The organism is Acinetobacter venetianus RAG-1 = CIP 110063 (assembly GCF_000368585.1).
Lineage (GTDB): Bacteria > Pseudomonadota > Gammaproteobacteria > Pseudomonadales > Moraxellaceae > Acinetobacter > Acinetobacter venetianus.
Map to the genome: position 1 here is coordinate 181,139 of NZ_KB849556.1, position 22,987 is coordinate 204,125.

Genomic DNA, 22,987 nt, shown 5'->3' on the forward strand with positions numbered 1-22,987 from the left:
CATGAGTTCTCAACATCCAGTGTCTTATCAACCGATTCGTGATATTCAGTTTCAAGGGTTACATTTGATTGAGGCATCGGCAGGAACAGGTAAAACCTATACCTTGTCCAGTTTGATGGTACGCATTTTTTTAGAAAAATATTTACCGAATCAGGTGATTGCAACCACATTTACTCGTGCTGCTGCTGCTGAGTTAAAAACGCGTATTCGCTTGCGTCTCGTTGAAACTTTAGATTATTTAGAACCTTTCCGAGATGTACTCGAGCGAGATATTCAAGTTCAGGCAGCACAAGAATCTGATCCATTGAAACAGCATGTGCTACAGCATTTTGCGCCACGGATTGCCTATGCCTCTGAACGGCTCAAGTTGGTGATTGATCAACTCGATGAGTTATTTGTTGGGACACTGGATAGTTTTAGTCAAAAGTTATTGCGAGAGTTTGCTTTTGAAAGTGGCAAAATTGAAAGAGCACAAATCACAGAAGATGCGAAAACCTACACACGACAATTGATTCATGATGTATTGCGTGAATGGATTCAAATGCAACCGCAGCAAGTGATTGATGCACTTTATAGTGTCGGCAGTTTAAAAAGTGTTGATCATTTTGTGGGGATGGTGGAAAGCTCGCTAAACTTTAGTTCGGCGCAATTTAAATTACCTGATCTACCTGAAATTGAGCTAACTCAATTGCAAGCTTGGCAGCAGCAGGCACAGCACATTGATTTGAGTACCTTGTCTGATTATTTCTCATTGGATGGCGCATATTATTCACATATTAATGGGACCTCTTTCCGTAATCATGCCTTTCACAAACTCTTTGTAGAATCTCTACCATTACTATTAGATGCATTATCAAGTGCTGAAAATGTGCAGGTATTTGATGCGTATTTTGCCAACGCGCGAGATTCGGTATTTAAGTTTTTAGATAAGCTTGAACAGCAAAAAATCTTTAAAAAATGCCCAGCAGACATTAGCGATACTTTTTATCAACATGCAACGGTATTGCAGATTCAGTCGTTATTTCAATCTGTGCTGCAAACACAACAACAGTTTGAACAGTTGGATGTGTATTTAAAAGCTTATTTGTGTATTGAAGTGAAAACGCGCTTGCCGCAAGTGTTACAGCACAAAGGCGAAACCACCTTTGCCCAACAAATCAAAACCTTATCTGATGCTTTAAAAGGGGAGCAAGGGCAACGTTTTGCAGTGTTTGTGCAAGCACGTTATCCCTTAATTTTGGTCGATGAGTTTCAAGATACCAACCAAGATCAGGATGATATGCTCGCGAGTATTTGGCGACATCCGCAGCGTTTCCAGAAAGGCTGCATGATTATGGTCGGTGATCGTAAACAGGCGATTTATGGCTTCCGTGGTGGCGATATGCTGACCTTCCTGAATGCCTACCAAGATATTATGGCGAAGCAAGGGCATGAATATAAACTGATTCATAATCATCGTTCGGTCAAAGAACTGGTGGAAGTGGTCGATGTGTTATTTCAGCGTCAGATGGATTTTGGTGAGCAGGTCATGTATGACCCGATTCAAGCAGGTTCACGACTCCATCCTGCTTTGATTGAACAGCAGCAATCCAATCTAAAGCCTTTACGTTGGTTGCAGTTGCAAGAGGGGAATGAACAAGCCACGCAAGTCGCTTGGCAAATTCAGCATCTATTGAATCAAGCGCATTTAAAACAACTGTATTTACACAATGATCAGCCGATAGCAATCGCTGAAGATGATATTGCGGTGTTGTCGCGCAGTCATCGCCAACTGGATGAAGTGCAATATGTGTTGCAACGTATGGGTATTCGCGTCAATCGACCTGCCAAACGCAGTGTATTTGATTCCGCTATTGCGCAGGATGTGGGCGCATTACTCACGGCCTTGCTGCATCCGTATGATGAGGCGAAGTTGAAACGTGCTTTACTGAGTCGTCTACTTGGCTTCGATCTAAAACGATTGATGGAGTTAGAACACAGTGCAGAGGGTTTAAGCCATTATATTCAGCAGTTCGATGAGATTCGTGAAATTTGGCTCAATCAGGGATTTTTATCTGCATGGCAACGCTGTCTCAATCAGTTTGGTATTTGGCAGCAATTAGTTGCGACACAAAGCCGAGACAATGAGCGAGCCGTAGTGAATCTACGTCATCTCACCGATATTTTGAGTCAACATAGTGAGCACGTACAAGGCATTCAAAACCTTTATCATTGGTATTTAAAACAACTGCACTCACCGAGTGATCGTGATTGGGAACTTGAACATAAGCTCTCTAGTGATGCTGGTGTTCAGCTCATGACGATACATCAGTCCAAAGGTTTAGAGTTTAAAATTGTGTTTTTATTAGGCGCAAATAAACCCTATTCAGAAATACAAAAGACTTTAAATTTTTCGATGACAGAGGTTCAATTGCCTGAAACGGGGCAAATTCGAACTCAACGTGTTGTTGCGATTGCGGATAAAAATTTCCTACAGCAAACTGAGATTGATCAGCATCAACAACGTGCTTTAGCAGAACAAAATCGCTTGTGGTATGTGGCATTGACCCGTGCCAGTCATCGTGTTTATGCAGTATTTGAGCCTGAAAAAGGGGAGAAAAATAAGTTCTCAGGTCTCGCTTTTTGGAAAAACCAAGGTGAGCATTTTCAACATGCCTATAGTGCTGATGAAGCTTTAATTTTAGAGCGACCTCTCGCAGTTCGAACACAGCAAGCGCAACAGCAAATCATATTGAATGCTCAACCCTTACCAGAACAACGTTTTTATGCACGTGGCAAAACCAGTTTTAGTTATTTGGCACAGCACTTAAAGCATAAGGTCAATCGTACTGATGTATTGGCAAATATGGATGCAGCGGTTGAGCAGGCTGAGGATGAGCTGGATATTTCCGCTGTAGAACAACAGATAACCCAAACTGAATCAATCGCATGGATTAAGCAGCATTTCCCGAAAGGGACTTTAGCTGGTAATTTTCTACATGAAATCTTTGAACAGATTGATTTTCAACAACCTCAAACTTGGGGTGAGGAAATTCGTCGTCGTTTTAAAAATGCCTATCAAAGTTTATGGACAGCTTTGTTGGAAACCTATCAGCAACATTTTCCAGATCAGCAAAATAGTGAACCACTCTATCAGTGGATTGCAGACTGGATCGCTGAGGTTGTACAAACGCCATTGAATCAAGATTTTCAGTTGCAGCAACTCCGTGTAGGGCAATACCTATCCGAGTGTCCATTCTATTTGGCGTTATCCGATCGTGTCCTCGCGATGCAACGGGTGCAAAAGCTATTTGAGGAATATGGAATCGAAATGCCTGAGTTACTTGAGGCAAAGTCTGCGCGTTATCTCAATGGTTCTATCGACTTAGTTTATTTTGACGGGCAGCGTTATCACATTGCCGATTATAAAAGTAATTATCTAGGTGCATCGCAACTTGATTATCAATCAACACAGATTGCAGAAAGCATGTCGCTTTCGAGTTATTGGTTGCAGGCCGCTTTATATTTAGTTGCGTTGCATCGTTATCTCAGCATTAAGTTGCAAGATTATAAGATTGAGCAACATTTGGGTGGCGCATCTTATCTCTATTTACGTGGTATGAATGGTCAAGCCCAGCAAGGCTATTTTTACTGGAAACCTGAGGATGAGTTTATCCTGCGTTTGGACGCAATTCTTGGATATTTCTCTGAAGATAAATCAGGAAAAGTGGTGTAGATAAAGTGGATGTTTTTAAATTAAACAAAAGCTTATCTTGTGAATAAGTGTGTTTATAACCTTGTGGACAAGCGTGTGGGTAAGTTTGAGGATAACTCTGTGGACAATAAAAGTAATGCTCAAGTGGAGCAAATGACTTGGTTAAATATGTGGAGTCACTACCTCACACAAGCACCATTTACTCAGTCTGCTCAACCAGAAACCGCTGCACAGGTGTTGCAACAATTGGTTGAAGCGAGCCTGCAAGGCAATAGTTGTATTGATGTTGATTCAACACAGCTCGAAGCGCTGGGTGATTTGGCGATTTCTAGTGATATCGCAACAACCCAAGTTGCTCCATGCGTCTATGATCAGCAGGGCTTGGCATTATACCGATATTGGCAGCTAGAGCAACGCCTCGCTCATCAGATTTGTCGATTAAAGCGACAAATGGTGCCTCATATTGATGTTTCTATTTTTCAAACCTTACTCAATGATCAACATCAACAAGCCGCTTTAACTATGGTCATGCAGCAGTGGCTTAGTATTATTACGGGCGGGCCTGGGACTGGAAAGACCTATACACTGGCAAGGATTATTGCTGCGCTCAACCAAACGATTCCAGATATCCGAATTGCAATGGCAGCACCGACAGGTAAAGCTGCACAACGAATGCAAGAAGCGCTGCAAAACTCATTCAATGATCCAAAGCTTTTGGAATCAGGTCTGATCACGGATGAACTTCGTCATCAAAATACGCAGACTTTGCATCGTTTATTGGGAATCGGGAATCGGCCAACACCACGTTTTAATCAAAAACAACCGTTGCCTTATGATGTGATCGTGGTGGATGAAGCTTCAATGCTCGATTTGAATCTAGCGACATTATTATTTGAAGCGGTTCCAGAACATTGTCGAATTATTTTATTGGGGGATGCTAATCAGTTAGCCTCTGTGGATGTGGGTTCTGTATTGGCAGATTTACAACACGTTGAGACTTTGGCTGAAAACCGTGTCCAACTGATGAGCAGCCGTCGATTTTCAGGGGATGCCAAGATTGGACAATTTGCAAGATTTATCCAAGATCAGGAAGATTCGACTGAGCAGCATGCGGTGTTGGAAAAACTCGAACGCGACATCGTCACACCAACTGTACTCCAAGCCATCACATTAACGCTGGGGATGCCTGATCAGATTCAATTGGAATATTTACCTGAACAGCTAGAGAGCGATGCTGAACAATATCAACAAAAGTTGATGTATGGTTTTCAGGGCTATGTAGATGCCTTAAAGGCGTATCTAAAAGCCGATGATACTGAACAAGACATGATGATGGTGATACAGGCATTTGATGATTATCGAATCCTCACGGCTGTTCGACATGGGCCGTTAGGGCTAGAGCAACTGAATCGTTATGCTGAACAGTGGCTGAATCAGCAACTCAAACAAATCCCAGTTGGGGATTGGTATATTGGTCGTCCTGTGATGATGACGTATAACGACTATCAGTTAGGAATTTCAAATGGTGACGTTGGGATTTGTTTTAAGCACAGAACGCAAGCTCAACAATTTGAAGTTTTCTTTCCTAGTCTAAATAAATGGATTGCAGCACATCGTTTGCCTCGTCATATGCAAACGGCTTTTGCACTAACGATTCATAAATCACAAGGTTCAGAATTTACCCATACCGCAATTGTGTTAGATGCACATGCGGAGAAATTATTGAGCCAAGAATTAATTTACACCGCCATTACGCGTGCGAAAAAAGTGGTTACACTTTTGGCTGATCAAAAGGCGCTACAACAAGCGCTGACAATCCGCACTGTTCGACGCAGTGGTTTAGTGCAAAAGATCAATTTGGACAGATTGTAAACTTATTCTTTAAAATTCACTGTTTTGTAAGTAAAAGCTTACATGGATTCGAGATATTGTCGCTAGAGTGAGACAGGTGTTTTTGAGATTATGTACACACAAAGAGCCTAGCAAGGAAAGTTAGGTAAATCGCAAAAATATAATAATAAAGTCAGTAGACAGCGAACTTACAGTGAAGTAAGTGATAAAAGAGGAAACTTACAGCCGCTAAGCCTTGTAGTTTTGGGAGAGACTACAGGGCTTTTTTATTTGTTATAAAATTTAATCACAACATGCTGATATTCATCATATTAATTTTAACCATTTTAATCTGATTTCACTTTAAAAAATTGATCCATATTTCGACAAAGATTTACTGGTATTGATCTGCTATTCAGTGGAAATGTATCAGAACCTTCAAAAGTTATAAGGCTATTGTTAGACAGTTTTTTTTCATTATTAAGTTAAATGTTATACAGACCTGTACGTTTTTGCTTACACAGAGATAAGAAAAATGCTATTTTTCTCCACAATTGATTCTGACAGAATAGCAACTATAGAGAGGGGAACAAGCTCTACAACAACATAAAGTAAAAAGATAATGATGTGTGAGAAGCATCCAGAGGGTTCGAGTGTTGTTAAATAAAAAGACAAAAAATAAAAATAAACTAAAATTATAACGATAAAAACTAAGCGCAAAAGCCCAAGCGAAAACTTGGGCTTTTTTGTGCGTGTTTGCAAATATGATTAAACTAAATCGGCTTCGGTACGGTCTGTTGCAAACAATGAACGACGTTGATTTTTTGGGATTTTTGGACAGTTGGTTGAGATCTGATATAGCGTTTTGGCTAAGGCAGGTAAATGCGTACCGACGACTGATTTTCCTGTCGTCAGCAGTGATACGCTGATATCACGCTCTGGATCTGCCCAACATAAAATATTCGAGAAACCAATATGACCAAATGCTTGCCCTGTCATTGGTCCGAATAAACCAACAGGATTACTACCTAACATTGGGCCAAGTGCGTAGCGCATCGGTGCAAGGAGTGTGCGATCTAAACTAATACCAGAGGTTGGCAGCGTAGAGCGGAACACAGTTTTGGCACTCATGATTTGTTTACCTTGATATTCACCACCACTGAGCAGCATTTCAAAGAAACGACCAACCTGATCAGCACTAGTATAAATGTTCCCTGCTGGGCAAATAGTATCCATAAAACGGTTGTCATTGGTCACATCAACTGCCAGTTGTAAACCACCACCGAGTACATGATTGAGATATTGATCTGTACCTAAACTTGGATGTACACCAGTTGCATAATTCATTGCAACATCTGCACGATATTCAGGTTTTAAACCATAGTTGAAATAATCCAATCCCATTGGTTTTTCAATTTGTTCTGCTAAAAATTCACGAACGCTTTGCCCTGTAACACGATGAACGATCTCACCTAAGATATATCCTGCTGTAACAGCATGGTAGGCAAGGTGAGTACCTGAGGGAGAAACGGGTTTAGCTGCACAAAGACGTTTTAAAATTTCATTTTGATCGAATAAAAGTTCAGGCGTGACTTCGCCTTCTATACGTGGAATTCCACCACGATGAGAGAGTAAATGGAAAATAGTGGCGCGACGTTTACCATTTACACCGTATTCAGGAATGTAATAGCTAATCGGATCAAGTAAATTCAGATCACCGCGTTCATCTAGCATATGAATCAACATCGCTGTAACCATTTTTGATGCTGAAAATAGGCATACAGGCGTGTCAGGCGTTGCAATTTTGGCATCAGATGCTAAGCCATCAGGAGAGTTTCCTTGTGCATAGCCAATACTGCGATTTAAAACGACTTGCCCCTGACGACGTAAACATAGTGTGATGAGTGGATAGTTTCCTGTTTTATATAAACATTCCACACTATTCCAAATTTTTTGAACTTGTCTTTCAGTCATCCCACCTAATGCTGCCGCAACTTCATCTTTTGAGCGAATCACTTGATTGAGGTCATGTGGTACATAACAGGTATTTGTTGATAAAATTTTCACGATTCCCTCGCAATATTTTTCGTTTTCTTTCGTCTCTGTCATAAATTGAAAACAGAATCGTGATAGTGTGCCTATTTTGTTCAATGCTGTCAGCTGCCGAATTGCCAGCAAACACAAAACATTTTTGCAATATAACGATAGATCACTTAAAATAGGCGACTTGCTGTAGTGATGCACGGCAGTCAGTTGGCTTCAACTGATTATTATCATTTTTATTTTTTAAGCATCTCGGAGAAATCGAATGGCTTTAACTAACGCAGATCGCGCAGAGATCATCGCTAAATTTGCTCGTGCTGAAAACGACACTGGTTCACCAGAAGTACAAGTTGCTTTATTGACTGCTCAAATCAATGATTTACAAGGTCACTTTAAAGCACACAAACACGACCACCACAGCCGTCGTGGTTTGATTCGTATGGTTAACCAACGTCGTAAATTACTTGACTACTTAAACGGTAAAGATCACGGTCGTTATGTTGCTTTGATCGGCGCATTAGGTTTACGTCGTTAATTCGATTTTACTTTGTTTTCGGTATTTCGCATGTTGCTATGCTTTATTGCTGAAAAGAGAGTCTCATCTAATTTACTTTAGATGACTTTAGAAGGGGCGCTTGTTCGCTCCTTCTTTGCGTTTAATATTTTTAAAATATTTGGTCTAGTGTGATGGCTTCTAAGCTTTGTCATTTATCTATATTGTTGTAGTCTGAATGCCAAACCTTAGGGGTCTCACTAGAATAACGTTTTAAAAGAAACTAGGAAAATACAATACATGTCAATGTTTAATATCGTTCGTAAAGAATTCCAATTTGGTCAACATCAAGTTGTTTTAGAAACGGGTCGCGTTGCACGTCAAGCAAATACAGTTTTAATCACAATGGGTGGTGTAACTGTTCTGGTTGCTGTTGTTGCACAACCAAAAGCAAAAGCGGGTCAAGACTTCTTCCCATTAACTGTTAACTATCAAGAAAAACAATATGCAGCTGGTCGTATCCCTGGTGGTTATGGCAAGCGTGAAGGTCGTGCATCTGAAGCTGAGACTTTAATTTCACGTTTGATCGACCGTCCGATCCGTCCATTATTCCCAGAAGGTTATTTCAACGAAATCCAAGTAACAGCAACTGTTGTTTCTTCTGACAAAACCATGGATGCTGACATTGCTGCAATGCTAGGTACATCTGCTGCATTGTCTATTGCAGGTACGCCTTTCCGTGGTCCAATTGGTGGCGCACGTGTTGGTTTGATCAATGGTGAATATGTTCTTAACCCAACACTTGAACAACTTGCACAATCTGACCTTGACCTTGTCGTTGCTGGTACAGAATCAGCAGTACTTATGGTTGAGTCTGAAGCGAAAGAACTTTCAGAAGACCAAATGTTAGGTGCTGTACTTTTCGGTCATGACGAAATGCAAATTGCTGTACAAGCAATCAAAGAATTTGCTGCAGCTGTTGGTGCGAAAGAATCTGAGTGGGTTGCTCCAACACACAACGAAGAATTACGTGCAAAATTAAAAGAAGCTTTTGAAGCAAAAATTTCTGAAGCGTATACGATTGCAGTAAAACAAGATCGTTATGCAGCTTTAGATGCACTTTATACAGAAGCAAAAACTCAATTCGTTCCTGAAGAAGATGTTGATGGCATCGCAGACGAAGTTGATTTCTTATTCGAAGATCTTAAATACCGTACCGTGCGTGACAACATCTTGTCTGGTAAGCCACGTATCGATGGTCGTGATACTAAAACCGTTCGTGGTATTGACGTTCAAGTGGGTGTATTAGGTCGTGCGCACGGTTCAGCATTATTTACACGTGGCGAAACACAAGCACTTGTAACTGCAACTTTAGGTAACACACGTGATGCATTGATGGTTGATACCTTAGCGGGTACGAAAACTGACAACTTCATGTTGCACTATAACTTCCCTGCATACTCAGTAGGCGAAACTGGTCGTGAATCAGGTCCTAAGCGTCGTGAAATCGGTCATGGTCGTTTAGCACGTCGTGGTGTTCAAGCGGTTCTTCCACCAGTTGATCGTTTCCCTTACGTACTTCGTATCGTATCTGATATTACTGAATCAAATGGTTCATCTTCTATGGCGTCTGTTTGTGGTGCATCTCTTGCGCTTATGGATGCAGGTGTTCCACTTAAAGCACCAGTTGCTGGTATTGCGATGGGCCTTGTAAAAGAAGGCGAGCGTTTCGCAGTTCTTTCTGACATCTTAGGTGACGAAGACCATCTTGGTGATATGGACTTTAAAGTAGCAGGTTCTGCAAACGGTATTACTGCACTTCAAATGGACATCAAGATCGAAGGTATTACTGAAGAGATCATGGAAGTTGCATTAAACCAAGCATTTGCTGGTCGTATGCACATCTTAAATGAAATGAACAAAGTCATTTCACGTGCTCGTGCTGAAATTAGTGCTCACGCGCCAACATTCGAAGTAATCAACATCAATCCAGACAAGATCCGCGATGTAATTGGTAAAGGCGGTGCAACAATCCGTCAAATTACCGAAGAGACTAAAGCTGCGATTGACATCGAAGACAACGGTACAGTTCGCGTATTTGGTGAAACTAAAGCAGCGGCTAAAGCTGCAATTGCAAAAATCCAAGCGATTACTGCTGAAGTTGAGCCAGGAACGATTTATGCAGGTAAAGTAATTCGTATCGTCGAGTTCGGTGCATTTGTAAATATCCTACCGGGTACTGATGGCTTACTTCACATTTCGCAAATCTCAAATGAGCGTATTGCCAACGTGACTGACGTATTAAAAGAAGGTCAAGAAGTAAAAGTACAAGTTGCGGATGTCGACAACCGTGGTCGTATCAAGTTAACAATGAAAGATATCGAACAAGCTTAATCGTTTCGATATAAAAAAAGCCCGCCTTGTGCATCGCCAAAGCAATTGCTTTGGCTTGCTCAGGGCTTTTTTTATGGCATTATTATTTTAATTAAGACATTGAATATTATCGTTATGCAGCTTTATTATTTTTATCGTCATAACAGTGAAAACACAATTTTTATTAGTGCAGAACAACAAACAGAGCATAGCCTTGAGTTTCTTTGGGTTGATAGTTTAAGGCAAGATCTTGTCAATCATAATGAGACTTGGCAGCAGAATATTTATCAACATACAGGTTTGACGTTAAACGAATTCCATATGCGGGATCTACTCAATATTGAGCACCCATGTGCATTCGATACGGTAGAAGAATATGATCTATTGGTTTTTAGGAAACTGATCAGTCCTGATGACCAAATCTATGAAAATGATAATTCAGTAGAGTCACATGAAAGTGTTTTTGGTTTAGCGACGACGCCGATGAGTTTTGTACTCAGTCAAAATATTTTAATTAGTCTCAGAGAACAAGGTAATAAAGCGGTCGAAAATTATATTCAACGAATCCAAACGATTATGGAGCGTCCGACAGCTGAACAAAACAAACCAAGAAAGTTACCGAATACACCCGCTGATTTGTGTCTACGGTTACTAAATAGCATGATTGATGGTTATTTGAATTTACGCACGCCATTGACGCGACGTGTTGAACATTGGCAACAACAATTATTGCAAGGAAATCGTCGTTTTAAACAATGGCATCAATTATTCCATGAGGATATGGCATTCCAACAAATTGAAAATTTATGCGAAGAGCAAATTGAAACCTTACAAGAGTTTCGGGATGAGTTGGTTGATAATTATCATCATGTCGTGGGTGAGCATAAGCACAAATCCCAAGACATTTTATTGGTACGTTTAAATGATTTAATGAGTCATGTGGAGCGTGTGCAAAAACATACTTTACGGCTGAGAAATGCGATTCAGTCTGCTATAGATTTACACTTTTCTGCCATCGCCAATCAAACCAATGAGAATATGCGTATCTTGGCGATTATTACGGCTGTGTTTGCACCGCTAACTTTACTCACGGGTATTTATGGAATGAACTTTGAGTTTATTCCCGGATTAAAATCACCTGTTGGGTTTTGGATTATGTTGGCTGTGATGCTTCTGAGTACGGTGTTATTGCTTTACTATTTTTATCAGCAACATCTGGTTGGACGAGGAGAGCGTAGTGTGATTGATCTGCTAGCGCAACAACATAAGCAGCGTAATTTAAACCTACTTTGGTTTTTAGATTATGAACCGATTAAGCAAACCCTAAAAGAAGTGGAGAAAATGACTAAGTTGAAGTAGATATCACTTAGCCATTTATATGAGTTTAATGAAAATGCTTCAGTTGTTTACGGAGCTGCTGTACTTCATCAATTAAATCCAACATCACCGCCACAGCAGATAAACTCGCATCAAAGTCACGTTGTAAACGATAGGCACGTCTTGCGCGACTGACATCTTCACCAATGAATTGATAATTTTGTGGATCAACTTTGATCTGCAAAATATCATAATCAATTAACTTCAACACCCAGTCAGTACTTTGACCGCAAGCTTCTGCGAAGTGCTCAAGATCAAGTGCCAATTGTTCATCAATGATTTCAACTTGGCAGTGACCGTCATATTGAATTTCTTTGTATTGAATGGTTGTCATGATCTTACTCCTTATGAGGCACGTGGTCTAAATGAAACAAATGCATCGGCAAATTGTTGATAAGCTTGCTGCTCTTGCTCACTGTGCGCTGGCGGTAAAACAATATTAATAATTAGATAGAGATGACCAGCAGTTTTATTCGGAATCCCTTTATCTTTTAAACGTAGTTGTTGTCCATTTTTGGCATTTTTCGGTAAATTCAATTTTAAATGCCCAGCAGGTGTATTTACTTCAATACTTTGTCCTAGCCCTGCTTCCCATGGACTTACATCAATGGTTTGATAAACATCAGCGCCTTCTACACGGATGCGATCGGTATCCTTATATTGGATTTCAATATAGAGATCACCATTTTCACCGCCGTTGATTCCACTTTGACCTTGTCCATTTAAGCGGATTTGCTGACCTTCTTTCATTCCTTTTGGAATTTTAACTTCTAAAGTTTTACGCTGGACTTCAGGTTCACCATATACGTTATAGGTTGGGATTTGTAAGGTGATTTGTTGAGTTGAACCATGATAGGCGATGTCTAAATCAACCTGAATACTGGCATGTTGGTCTTCACCCTTGTAACTACGTTGCTGGCGTTGAGAACGTTGTTGACCGCCACCAAAGCCAGAACCAAAACGGCCAAATAAATCTTCAAATCCACTGAAATCAGCACCATCACCAGAACTTTGGCGATAGAACTGAGAACCATCAAATCCGCCTCCTCCTTGGTTGAATCCTCCTGCGCCTTGTCCAAAGCCACTAAAACCTTGTGGATGATCCAGCATTTGATCATATTCAGCCTTTTTAGTGGCATCGCTTAGCGTGTCATAGGCAACATTAATCGCTTGCATTTTTGCTTCAGCATCGGCTTCTTTACTCACGTCTGGATGATATTTACGGGCCAGTTTCCGATATGATTTTTTAATTTCATCTGCTGAGGCATCTCTGGAAACACCTAGCTCTTCATAATAATTTTTTGCCATGATATTTAATTAAGATAATTATGTGTTTCGTTCATTATGAAACGAATCCGAGCAATTTCAATAGTTACGATTGTATAAGACTTGTTGTTTAGCGATGCTGATTGTTGGCGTATTGGCTAAACCAAATACTCACTAAAACCAGTATGATTCCGATGATCTGTAATGTTGTAAGGGACTGGTCTAAGAACCACCAACCTAGTAAAACTGCTGTGAATGGACTAAGCAGTGAGAGTGAGGAAATCACATTAGCATTTAAAAATTGAAGACCTCTAAACCATAGACTATAACTAAATGCAGCTCCCATGAGACTAAGCCATGTTAATCCTAGGAGATTAAGGGAAGAAGGCATAGGAATGGGCTGATCAAACAACCAAATCAGTGGTAATAGCAGTAAACCACCTGCGGTAAGCTGCCATGCACTGAGGGTTAAGGCTGAAACAGGCGCTTGCCATTTCTGAGTTAAAATCATACCGAGAGCCATAGAGGTCGCCCCCGCAAGACCTGCAACAATACCGATTGGGTCAAGTGTGGTATCTGCTGTAAGAACGAGCAGTGAAACGCCACCCATTCCGATTAGTGCAGCAAAAATGGCTAAAGGTCGAATTTTGCTTGAGAGCAAAACAGCCGAGAGCATAATAATGATCAAGGGTTGTGATGAGAGCACTGTACCTGCGACACCACCAGGCAAACGATAGGTAGCAACAAATAACAAGCTAAGAAAAAGTGTGATATTTAAAGCACCGAGAATAAATGCATATAACCACCAACGACCTGTTGGAAGCTGCCGAGTCAGTAGTAGGAGCAACAATCCAGCAGGCAAAGCACGCAACATAGCAACGACCATCGGTGAGAAGTTAGCTAAAGTCGCTGTCGTAACAATATAGGTACTGCCCCATATCAATGGGGCAATTGCTGTGATTAAAAGATTGGCATGATGCGTTTTCATAGGATATCTAACACCTCACTGAGTGGGCGGCGTGGTTTTTGTGGCCAATTACCGTCTGCTGAGCGCCCGACTGGGAGCATCAGTACTGGAATTTCATCTGCTCCAAGTGAAAATAGGTTGCTGACTGCTTGGTGATCAAATCCAATCATAGGGCCTGAACTCCAGCCCATTGCTTCTGCCGCATACATCAGCGTTGCTGTTCCTAAAGTTGCTGAACGTATTGCTTCATCTCTTGCAGTTTCAGGATGACTGTAAAGTGCTTGGGCATTCTCTTGCCAATCATTCGCCATGGTTTTAGGCATGAGGCCCGTTTCTAGAAATGGCTCTAGGCGTTGAGATAGATGTTCCGCATTTGGAAGCTGACCACAAATGATAAAAGTGACAGCTGCATCCATGACTTTTCTTTGCCCATAACTCAAGGTAAATAGTTGTTGTTTGAGCGTTGTACTTTGAACTGCGATGAAACGCCAATTTTGTAGGTTAAATGCGGTCGGTGCTCGAGTCGCCAATCGAGCAAGTTGTTCAATTTCTTGCTGCGATAAGGTGTGGTCTGGGTCAAAACGGTTCACAGAAACACGTTGTTCAATGAGTTGGAGAGCTTGTTGCATAGTGATTTACTCAATTCAAAAGAATAAAAAAAGTATAGGTACTTGCTCATTAGTGAACAATTGGGTAGTTTTAAAATTCACTATTTACTCATTGGAAATAATAGGGTGGATCGATATACATTATTTCAAGTGTTTCGGCAGGTTGCAGAACAGGGGAGTTTTGCAGCAGCAGGACGTCAGTTAGGCCTATCCGCTCCAACAATTAGTAAAAGCGTGGCCGAGTTAGAAGCGCATTTAGGTGTTCGTTTAATTCATCGAACGACGCGTCGCATGTCTTTAACGGAGGAAGGTAAAATCTATCTAGAACACTTAGTTCGTGGGCTTGATGCTTTGATTGAAGCTGAAGAGATGATTTTTAATGCCAAAGCATCACCGCATGGCGTGCTTAAAGTCAGCGCTCCCATGACTACAACCTTAATTTATCTTTCTGAAGCCATTCCTGATTTTTTATCTGCTTATCCTGACTTAAAGCTTGAGATGCATTTGGATGATCGGCGAGTTGATCTCGTACAGGAGGGTTTTGATCTTGCAATTCGAGGTTATGGTCAGTTGGATGACTCTCGTTTGGTTGCAAGAAAGCTGACGGTTATGCCATTGGTGTTATGTGCGACCCCCAATTTTTTTGAAATACACGGTACACCGCAAACGCCTATGGAGTTACGGGATTTGGAACACATCCGTTTTCCCTATGGACACCAAGCCGATGTATGGACATTTCGTAAAAATGAGCAAATTGAAGAGGTTGTAGTGAAAGCGCGTTATTCTGTGACCTCCAGTTTAGCGGTTCGAGATGCGTTAAGGGCGGGTTTTGGAGTCAGTTTAATCCCTCGGCCGTATGTACAACAGGATTTACAAACTGGCATTTTGCAGGAGGTATTACAGGACTGGTCAACAACGGAGGTCACACAATATGCAATTTATCCATCAAGACAGCACTTAGCACCCAAGATTCGTGTTTTTATAGATTTTTTAGTTGAACAATTTAAAAAGATGGATAATTTATAATGCCATTGCGCACATTATTTTTAATATTGATAAAGGATTGAAGCGATGGAGAAAGCAAAATGTACTTTCTCCACCATAATTGATTAACTCAGATGTTCACCAAATAAACCCAATGCTTCTTCAGCAGTGAATTCATAACGGGTATTACAGAACTGACAGTCCATTTGAATTGGATTTTGTGCTTCTAAAGTTTCATGTACGGCATCGACACCAATTTGGATCAAGGCATTGGCACAACGCTCTTTAGAACAAGTACAGCCAAACTTTAATTGTTCAATCTCTGGAAGACGGACTTCTTCTTCATTGTAGAGACGGTACAAGATTTCATTCGCCGAAAGATCAGTTAGTTCTTCTGGTTTTAGCGTTTCAGTCAGCATGGTCAAACGCGGCCATAGATCTTCATCAACAAGTTTTTGCTCTTCTTCATCATTACGAGGCAATAGCTGAATCAGTAAACCACCTGAACGTTGAGCATTAGTTGCCAATACAATCCGAGTCGGGATTTGTGCAGACAAATCATAATATTGCATCAAACAACCCGCCAATGTGGGTTGGTCAAGCGGTACGATCCCTTGGTAGCGTTCGCCGTGTTCAGGTTCAATATTGATGAACAGCACAGGATTTGAAAGTGCAGCAAGTACAGTTCTGCTATCGCTACCCTCTAAAAACCGTGGATCTTCTTCATAATCAGCAAGTGCACGAACTTCACCGAGATGATTACACTCAGCCATTGCCCACTTGAATGTGCCATTTGCTTGAATTTGTAAGCTAATTCGGCCACGAATTTTAAGCGTACTTGCGAGTAATGCGGTTGCACTGAGCATTTCACCTAACAGGCTTTGTACCGCAGGCATATAATCTCGTTGTGCAAGAATAGTTTGTAGTGTTTCTTCTAAATGAACCACTTCACCGCGAACAGGGCAGTCTTCGATATAAAAGCGTTGGCGTAAATCAGACATATTTTTCTCCAATACCCCGTATAGGGAAAACAAAGCAACGCTTTGCTTTGAAAAGCTCTTTCAGCTTTATAAGAAGGTGAATGGTTATGCAGTCAATAATGGTGTCTGTTTAGCAAAACTCAAGTTGTTTCATTGGATGAATTTGCATCACTTTGTTCGTTTTGGTTACTGTTCAAACGATCCTGAGACAAAGTTTTTGTATTTTCAAATAAATACTCAAGTTCAGCGATTGCATTTGGATAAGTCTCAACCGAATCATCATCTTGATGTGATCCATGTTGCTGCTCCAGTAACCTTTGATCTTCTGTGCGAAAACGTTCAATTTGTGCGTGTGCATCAGTTGCAGATAAGCCTGTTTCAATTAAAGCTTGTGCTGCCATTTCAAGTGATGATGCATAAGTTTCTCGCCATACATGTTGAATACCTAAGCTATCTAATAGATGAGCATGATGGCGATCACGTGCTCGTACAAAAAGATTCAGATCAGGGTAGTTAAGACGTAAATGTCTTGCCAGATTCATGCAATCTTCGACATCGTCGATTGCTAAAATCAAAAGCTTACAATATTCAATTCCAGCTGCGCGTAAGTTCTCAACTTGAGTGACATCAGCATCTAAAAAATAATGCCCATATTGCTCAATAAATTCGGCATCAGGTTGGTTACTGTCAATGACGCTAAATTTTAGACCTTGAGCATGCAGCGCCCGCCCAATCACTTGCCCAAATCGACCAAAGCCAACAATGACTATAGGATGCTGAGGAACTTCTGCTGCTGTGATAGGTGCTTTTTTCTGAATGGTGGGTAATATTTTGCTATGCATGAGCCAGTAAAGGAGTGGCGTTAGCAACATAGAACCTACCACGATTAAGAACATAGGTTGTAGCAGATCTTTGGAGAGAAGCTGCTCATCTTCTGCAAGTTTGAACAAAATGAGTGAAAGTTCACCACACTGCGCCAAAGCGATGGCAACAAGCAGACTGTTTTCCATTCGGCGATGTTGGAAATAATAAATCGTACCAATCACGAGTGCTTTGACCAAAACCAGCACAAGGATTGCAATGAAGATAAAAATAGGCGATTGATACAATGGAACTAATGAAATACTTAAACCAATCGCAAGAAAAAATAAGCCAATTGCAATGTCTTTAAAGGGTTCAATAACCCTTGCAACTTCGGTTTTAAACTCAGTTTCAGCCAAAAGTAATCCCGCAAGAAATGCACTAATCAACACATGGATATTTAAAACCTCCATGAGCAGAATCACCGACAAAACCACAAATAAGCCGAGTGCAGGAATTAATTCAATGCTTTTACGATGAACTAAATAACGAAATGCAGGACGAACAATGTAGCGACTGGCGAGAAATAAGCCTGAAATCGTGGCAATAATTGCTGCAAAATACGCGATTCCATGACGTGTCGAGGCTGTGTCTTCAAGCAGAGGAAACAGAGCGATCAAAACCACGGTCACAAATATTTGAAATTGTAGCGAAGCTAAAGATGCCTGCCCAAAGGATGTATTGAGTTGTTGTTTTTGCTGTAATAATTGTTGGACGATATTGGTGGAGGCAAATGCCAACATACATCCAATCAGAATACTGCTGAATAAATCATGGATGAGCGCAAAACTTAAACTACTGAATAGGAGGGATAAAACAGCAAGTGCTAAACCGCTATTTTTAATGATACTACGACGCTCTATCCATAGTTTTTGTGGACGAAAAGCAAAGCCAGCAAAAAACATCAGCATGATCATTCCAAGATACATGATTGGCTGAATAAGCTGTTGGTCGTCGATGACCCCTAATCCTTGAGAACCAAGCAACAGCCCTGCGATTAGATAACCTAAAACGGTAGTTGAGCTATAGCGTTTTGCGAGCGGAACAAGAATTAAAGTCGCAATCAGTAAAAAAATGATTTGTAGCAGTAAAGACATTTATTGCCTCAAATTTTTATGTTTTTAAATAGAGAATTTAACTAAACTCTTGTGGATCAACGTCAATCGATAGCCTGAGCTGATGCTGACGAGGTAAATGTACCACTTGTTGCCACCATTGACGCAAATAAAAATGCAGTTTTGCTCGATCGGCAGATAAAATCACCATATGCGCACGATAACGTCCTGCTTTACGCTCCATTGGTGCAGGGATAGGGCCCCAAATATCGACAATTTCAGCGGCCATTGTTCTCAGCTGCTGTGCTGCTTCACTCAAGAATTGTTGGCTATATTCTCGATTTTTTGATTCGACTCGCACCAATGCTGCATATCGATAAGGCGGCAGCATGGCAATTTTACGTTCAGCCAGCATTTGCTTTGCTACAGTTCGATAATCATGCTCAATCAATGTAGTCAGCATCGGGTGATCTGGACGTAAGCTTTGTAGATAAACATTACCTTTATGTTCTCCACGACCTGCACGCCCCGCGACCTGGACAATTAACTGTGCTGTACGTTCAGGTGCGCGAGGGTCAACACTCAGTAAACCTGCATCAATATCTAAAATCGCAACTAAAGTGACATGTGGAAAATGATGCCCTTTCGCTAGCATTTGTGTGCCCAATAAAATACTCGGCTTATTTTGTTGGATACGATCGTAAATCTTCTGCCAACTGCCGACCCGACTGGTGCTGTCTCGATCCACACGAATCACATCATGATGCGGAAACAGTTCCTGCAAATGTTCTTCCAGTTTTGCTGTGCCTGCACCGATACTTTTTAAGGTTTGTTTTTGGCATTCAGGGCAATGATCAGGTAGGCGATGAATTGTACCGCAATGATGGCAATGCAAATAATGATAAGGCTGAGAATGCAATGTAAAATGTGCATCACAATGTGGACAGTTTGCTTGCCAACCACAACTTTCACACATCAAGATCGGCGCATAGCCACGTCGATTTAAAAAAATCAGCACTTGTTCTTTTTTTTCTAACGTCAGTTTGATTTGATCAATCAAGTTTTGGCTGATGCCGTGCTGCTTCTTTGCGATTTTTAAATCAATCACATGCATTTTGGGTAATACCGCAATACCTGCACGCTGATTCAGCTCAAGCAAATGTAATTTGCCTGATTCTACGAGATGGTAGCTATCTAAGCTTGGGGTTGCTGAACCTAAAATCACAGGGCAACCTTGTAAATGTCCTCGATATAATGCGACATCTCGCGTGTGATAGCGGAAGCCCTCTTGCTGTTTAAAGGAGAGGTCATGTTCCTCATCCAAAATAATCAAGCCAAGATTTGGCATCGGTGTATAAATTGCGGAACGTGTACCGATCACAATCGATGCTTTGCCGGTCTGTGCATGTTGCCATGCTTGTAATCGTTTCGAGTCATTTAACCCTGAATGGAGTAAGGCCACATCACAATGAAATCGTGATTTAAATCGAGCAACAGTTTGTGGCGTCAAGCCGATTTCAGGAACGAGTACGAGAACTTGCTTGCCTTGTTTTAGTACCTCATGCATAACTTGTAAGTAGACTTCAGTTTTTCCACTTCCCGTCAAACCATCGAGTAAAAAGGCTTGGTAATGATGCTGTGCTTTCACGATCTGTTGGATCGCTTTTTTCTGATCTTCATTTGGTGTCAACGGCATTTGCGCGAGTTGCACAGGCATCGGTGTAAAATCATGTGGTTCTAAACGACATTCAATCAGTTGCTTCTTTTCTAATGCTTTGAGTGTGGCAGTTTCAACACCACTCAGGTTGAGTACATTTTCGGTTGTACCATGTGGGTGTAATTTTAAGACTTGATAAGCATCATATTGTTTTTGAGAGCGTTTCAATAAAGCATTCGGGTCATCGTGGGGCAGAATTTGCCATTGATGAAATAAAATATCCAGTGCGCGACCTTGCCTCAGTAAACTGGGTAATGCACTTTGCATGACTTCGCCAATTGGAAATTGATAATACTGTGCAGACCATGTCAATAAAGTTAAAACTTGTTGGTCTAAGATGGCTTCCTTATCGAGTAATTCAGTGATTGCTTTTAACTTGAACTGTCCTGTAAAAGCTTCGTCGGGATCGACCTTTTCGGTAATGATGCCAACTAGATTTTGTCTTCCGAAAGAGATAGCTACACGTGCGCCGATTTGCGCTTGGGCATATTGCTCCGCGTTGACTGTATAGTCAAAGGTGTCATAGACATATACGGGTATTGCAACTCGAATACGGTAGAGCGTCGCGTTAGAATTTTCGGTAGGCATATAGGCTTCATTCATGTTTAAAATCGCATGACTTCATGTCATAGAATTATGCTAAAGTGCTGCTGGTTATGTCGATGAATTTCTTGTGGAACTCTCGTTCCTCATCCGCAATGCGGATACAACGGTAACAACAACTATTTTGGGACAATTAGAACAGAACCATGCCTGCTTATCAATTTACTGCATTAGATGCTTCTGGAAAGCAACATAAAGGCGTACTCGAAGGGGATTCTGCACGCCAGATTCGTCAACAGTTGCGTGATAAAGAATGGACACCCATTTCAGTTGACGCCGTTGAGCAAAAAGATAAGCAACAACAACGTGCTTGGTTTAGAAAGAGTTTTAGTGCCTATGATCTTGCTTTGATGACTCGTCAGCTTTCAGTGCTTGTCGCAGCAGGTATTCCACTGGAAGAAGCACTCAGAGCAGTGAGCAAGCAAAGTGAAAAATCCCATGTTCAAAATCTTCTCATTGCTGTGCGTTCGAAGGTACTGGAAGGTCATTCACTGGCACAAAGTATGCAACAGTCAGGTCGCTTCCCTGAGCTGTATATTGCAACGGTGGCAGCAGGCGAACGTTCGGGGCATTTGGATCTAATTCTAGACCAACTTTCTGACTATACTGAAAACCGTTTTGCCATGCAGAAGAAGATCCAAGGTGCAATGATCTATCCGATTATCTTAATGCTCATGTCATTTGGAATTGTGATGGGATTGATGACTTATGTTGTCCCTGAGATCGTCAAAACTTTTGAGCAAAGCAAGGAAGCATTGCCGTGGATCACTGTGGTTTTAATGAAAGCAAGTGCATTTATTCGACAGACATGGATTGCGATGCTGATTCTTGCTGTGATTGCGATGATTGTATTTACGCGATTTTTGAGAACAACAGCAGGACATTACGCATTTGACCGATTAACACTCAAATTGCCACTATTTGGTAAACTTTCGCGTGGTATAAACGCTGCACGTTTTGCTAGTACGCTCTCTATTTTGACGCGTTCAGGTGTTCCTTTAGTTGAAGCATTACGAATCGGTGCAGAGGTAAGTAATAACTGGGTAATTCGGGATTCCATCGAAGTTGCCATGGAGCGTGTAACAGAAGGTGGTAATTTGGCAACACAGTTAGAACGTTGCGGTTATTTCCCCCCAATGATGGTACAAATGATTCGAAGCGGTGAGGCATCGGGTGAGCTAGATCGGATGCTAGACCGAGCATCGACGATGCAAGATCGCGAAGTCACAGCTTTTATTTCGACATTGTTGGCGTTGCTAGAACCTTTGATGCTGATTTTTATGGCTGCGATTGTGTTGGTGATTGTGATTGCGGTAATGTTGCCAATTATTAATATGAACAATATGATCTAGGAAATTTGATGTTTGAGATGAAAATGAAGAATTCAATCCATGAACAGCATGCTGAGAATAATTTTAATCCTGCCACTCGAAGCATAGCTTCTCGCCTGGCGGTATCTTGCCACTCGAAGCATAGCTTCTCATCTTGCGTTGATGATCCTCGCACTCACAACACAGTTGCTCGTCTTGCGACCCGATCGAGTAATACTCGGTTTTCTCGGGTCTCAGGATTCACCCTAATCGAGGTGATGGTGGTGATTGTGATTTTAGGCGTTTTAGCTGCACTGATCGTACCGAATGTAATGGGACGTGGTGAAAAAGCAAAAGTAGATACCACAAGCATTACTTTAAAAGGTGTTGCTGGCGCATTAGATCAATATAAATTAGATAATGGGCGTTACCCATCGATGCAAGATGGTGGTTTGGATGCATTGGTCAATCAACCTGCTTCTGCAAAGAATTGGTTGCCGGGTGGTTATGTTAAAGGTGGTTATCCTAAAGATAGTTGGGAAAATGATTTACAGTATGTTATCCCAGGTCGAGATGGGCGCTCATTTGATTTATATTCTTTTGGCGCTGATGGTAAAGAAGGTGGCGAAGGGAATGACGCTGATATTTATTATCAACCCTAATATTTGATTAAAACAATCACTTCATTTTTAATTAAATAAATTGAGAGTGAAGTGATAATGTTTCTTGATTCGATAAATGTATTTAAGACCTTAAAAAATATATATTTATCATAATAGTTGATATGTGAGATTTATAATAAGAATTATTCCCATATTTAATAGTT

The 22,987-nt window shown here is 41.1% G+C and carries 16 protein-coding genes; 8 read left to right on the forward strand and 8 right to left on the reverse strand.

The features are described 5' to 3' along the window. Position 1 precedes the first annotated feature (1 nt). Both F959_RS00875 and recD read left to right on the forward strand, forming a co-directional pair. The gene (locus F959_RS00875) at positions 2 to 3,715 is read left to right on the forward strand and encodes a UvrD-helicase domain-containing protein (protein ID WP_004876532.1); all 3,714 of its coding nucleotides are present in this window, start codon (positions 2 to 4) and stop codon (positions 3,713 to 3,715) included. A 132-nt stretch (positions 3,716 to 3,847) separates the two neighbouring features. After that, entirely contained in the window at positions 3,848 to 5,566 is a 1,719-nt protein-coding gene (recD, locus tag F959_RS00880; protein ID WP_373278706.1) for an exodeoxyribonuclease V subunit alpha, read from the forward strand. Between the two features lie 726 nt (positions 5,567 to 6,292). On the opposite strand, the gene F959_RS00885 is transcribed toward recD, so the two are convergent. Beyond that, a complete protein-coding gene (locus F959_RS00885; protein ID WP_004876534.1) occupies positions 6,293 to 7,591 on the reverse strand; it encodes a serine hydrolase domain-containing protein in 1,299 nt (432 codons plus the stop codon). A gap of 241 nt (positions 7,592 to 7,832) precedes the next feature. Here F959_RS00885 and rpsO point away from each other — a divergent pair, with 241 nt between their 5' ends. The 3 genes from rpsO to F959_RS00900 all read left to right on the forward strand — a co-directional run bounded on the left by rpsO (position 7,833) and on the right by F959_RS00900 (position 11,792). After that, positions 7,833 to 8,102, forward strand: a complete 270-nt coding sequence (gene rpsO, locus F959_RS00890) for a 30S ribosomal protein S15 (RefSeq protein ID WP_004876536.1) — start codon at positions 7,833 to 7,835, stop codon at positions 8,100 to 8,102. 264 nt (positions 8,103 to 8,366) lie between these two features. Further along, positions 8,367 to 10,454 (forward strand): polyribonucleotide nucleotidyltransferase, encoded by a 2,088-nt coding sequence (gene pnp / locus F959_RS00895; RefSeq protein ID WP_171054773.1) that lies wholly within the window; start codon positions 8,367 to 8,369, stop codon positions 10,452 to 10,454. 114 nt (positions 10,455 to 10,568) lie between these two features. Continuing rightward, positions 10,569 to 11,792: a magnesium transporter CorA family protein gene (locus F959_RS00900; RefSeq protein WP_004876541.1), complete on the forward strand. Its 1,224-nt coding sequence runs from the start codon at positions 10,569 to 10,571 to the stop codon at positions 11,790 to 11,792. Between the two features lie 25 nt (positions 11,793 to 11,817). Here the strand turns inward: F959_RS00900 and F959_RS00905 are convergent, their stop codons facing one another. The 4 genes from F959_RS00905 to F959_RS00920 form a co-directional block, all read right to left on the reverse strand. Continuing rightward, on the reverse strand, positions 11,818 to 12,144 hold the full coding sequence (locus tag F959_RS00905; RefSeq protein WP_004876542.1) for a chaperone modulator CbpM: 327 nt from the start codon (positions 12,142 to 12,144) through the stop codon (positions 11,818 to 11,820). A gap of 11 nt (positions 12,145 to 12,155) precedes the next feature. Then, positions 12,156 to 13,118, reverse strand: a complete 963-nt coding sequence (locus F959_RS00910) for a DnaJ C-terminal domain-containing protein (protein ID WP_004876544.1) — start codon at positions 13,116 to 13,118, stop codon at positions 12,156 to 12,158. An 88-nt stretch (positions 13,119 to 13,206) separates the two neighbouring features. Next, entirely contained in the window at positions 13,207 to 14,064 is an 858-nt protein-coding gene (locus F959_RS00915; protein WP_004876546.1) for a DMT family transporter, read from the reverse strand. Further along, positions 14,061 to 14,672, reverse strand: coding sequence for a nitroreductase family protein (locus tag F959_RS00920; protein ID WP_004876548.1), 612 nt, complete (start codon positions 14,670 to 14,672; stop codon positions 14,061 to 14,063). The genes F959_RS00915 and F959_RS00920 overlap by 4 nt, the downstream gene beginning before the upstream one ends. 105 nt (positions 14,673 to 14,777) lie before the next feature. Between F959_RS00920 and F959_RS00925 the strand changes: the two genes are divergently transcribed. After that, a complete protein-coding gene (locus F959_RS00925; RefSeq protein WP_004876550.1) occupies positions 14,778 to 15,677 on the forward strand; it encodes a LysR family transcriptional regulator in 900 nt (299 codons plus the stop codon). Positions 15,678 to 15,760: 83 nt separating this feature from the next. Here F959_RS00925 and hslO read toward each other — a convergent pair whose 3' ends face one another. The 3 genes from hslO to F959_RS00940 form a co-directional block, all read right to left on the reverse strand. Further along, positions 15,761 to 16,636 (reverse strand): Hsp33 family molecular chaperone HslO, encoded by an 876-nt coding sequence (gene hslO, locus F959_RS00930; RefSeq protein WP_004876552.1) that lies wholly within the window; start codon positions 16,634 to 16,636, stop codon positions 15,761 to 15,763. A gap of 119 nt (positions 16,637 to 16,755) precedes the next feature. After that, positions 16,756 to 18,573: a cation:proton antiporter domain-containing protein gene (locus F959_RS00935; RefSeq protein ID WP_004876553.1), complete on the reverse strand. Its 1,818-nt coding sequence runs from the start codon at positions 18,571 to 18,573 to the stop codon at positions 16,756 to 16,758. Between the two features lie 37 nt (positions 18,574 to 18,610). Further along, the gene (locus F959_RS00940) at positions 18,611 to 20,836 is read right to left on the reverse strand and encodes a primosomal protein N' (protein WP_373278705.1); all 2,226 of its coding nucleotides are present in this window, start codon (positions 20,834 to 20,836) and stop codon (positions 18,611 to 18,613) included. 161 nt (positions 20,837 to 20,997) lie between these two features. Here F959_RS00940 and gspF point away from each other — a divergent pair, with 161 nt between their 5' ends. Then, positions 20,998 to 22,203, forward strand: coding sequence for a type II secretion system inner membrane protein GspF (gene gspF, locus F959_RS00945; RefSeq protein ID WP_004876557.1), 1,206 nt, complete (start codon positions 20,998 to 21,000; stop codon positions 22,201 to 22,203). Between the two features lie 8 nt (positions 22,204 to 22,211). Beyond that, positions 22,212 to 22,823 (forward strand): type II secretion system major pseudopilin GspG, encoded by a 612-nt coding sequence (gspG, locus tag F959_RS00950; protein WP_004876560.1) that lies wholly within the window; start codon positions 22,212 to 22,214, stop codon positions 22,821 to 22,823. The last annotated feature ends 164 nt before the right edge of the window (positions 22,824 to 22,987 follow it).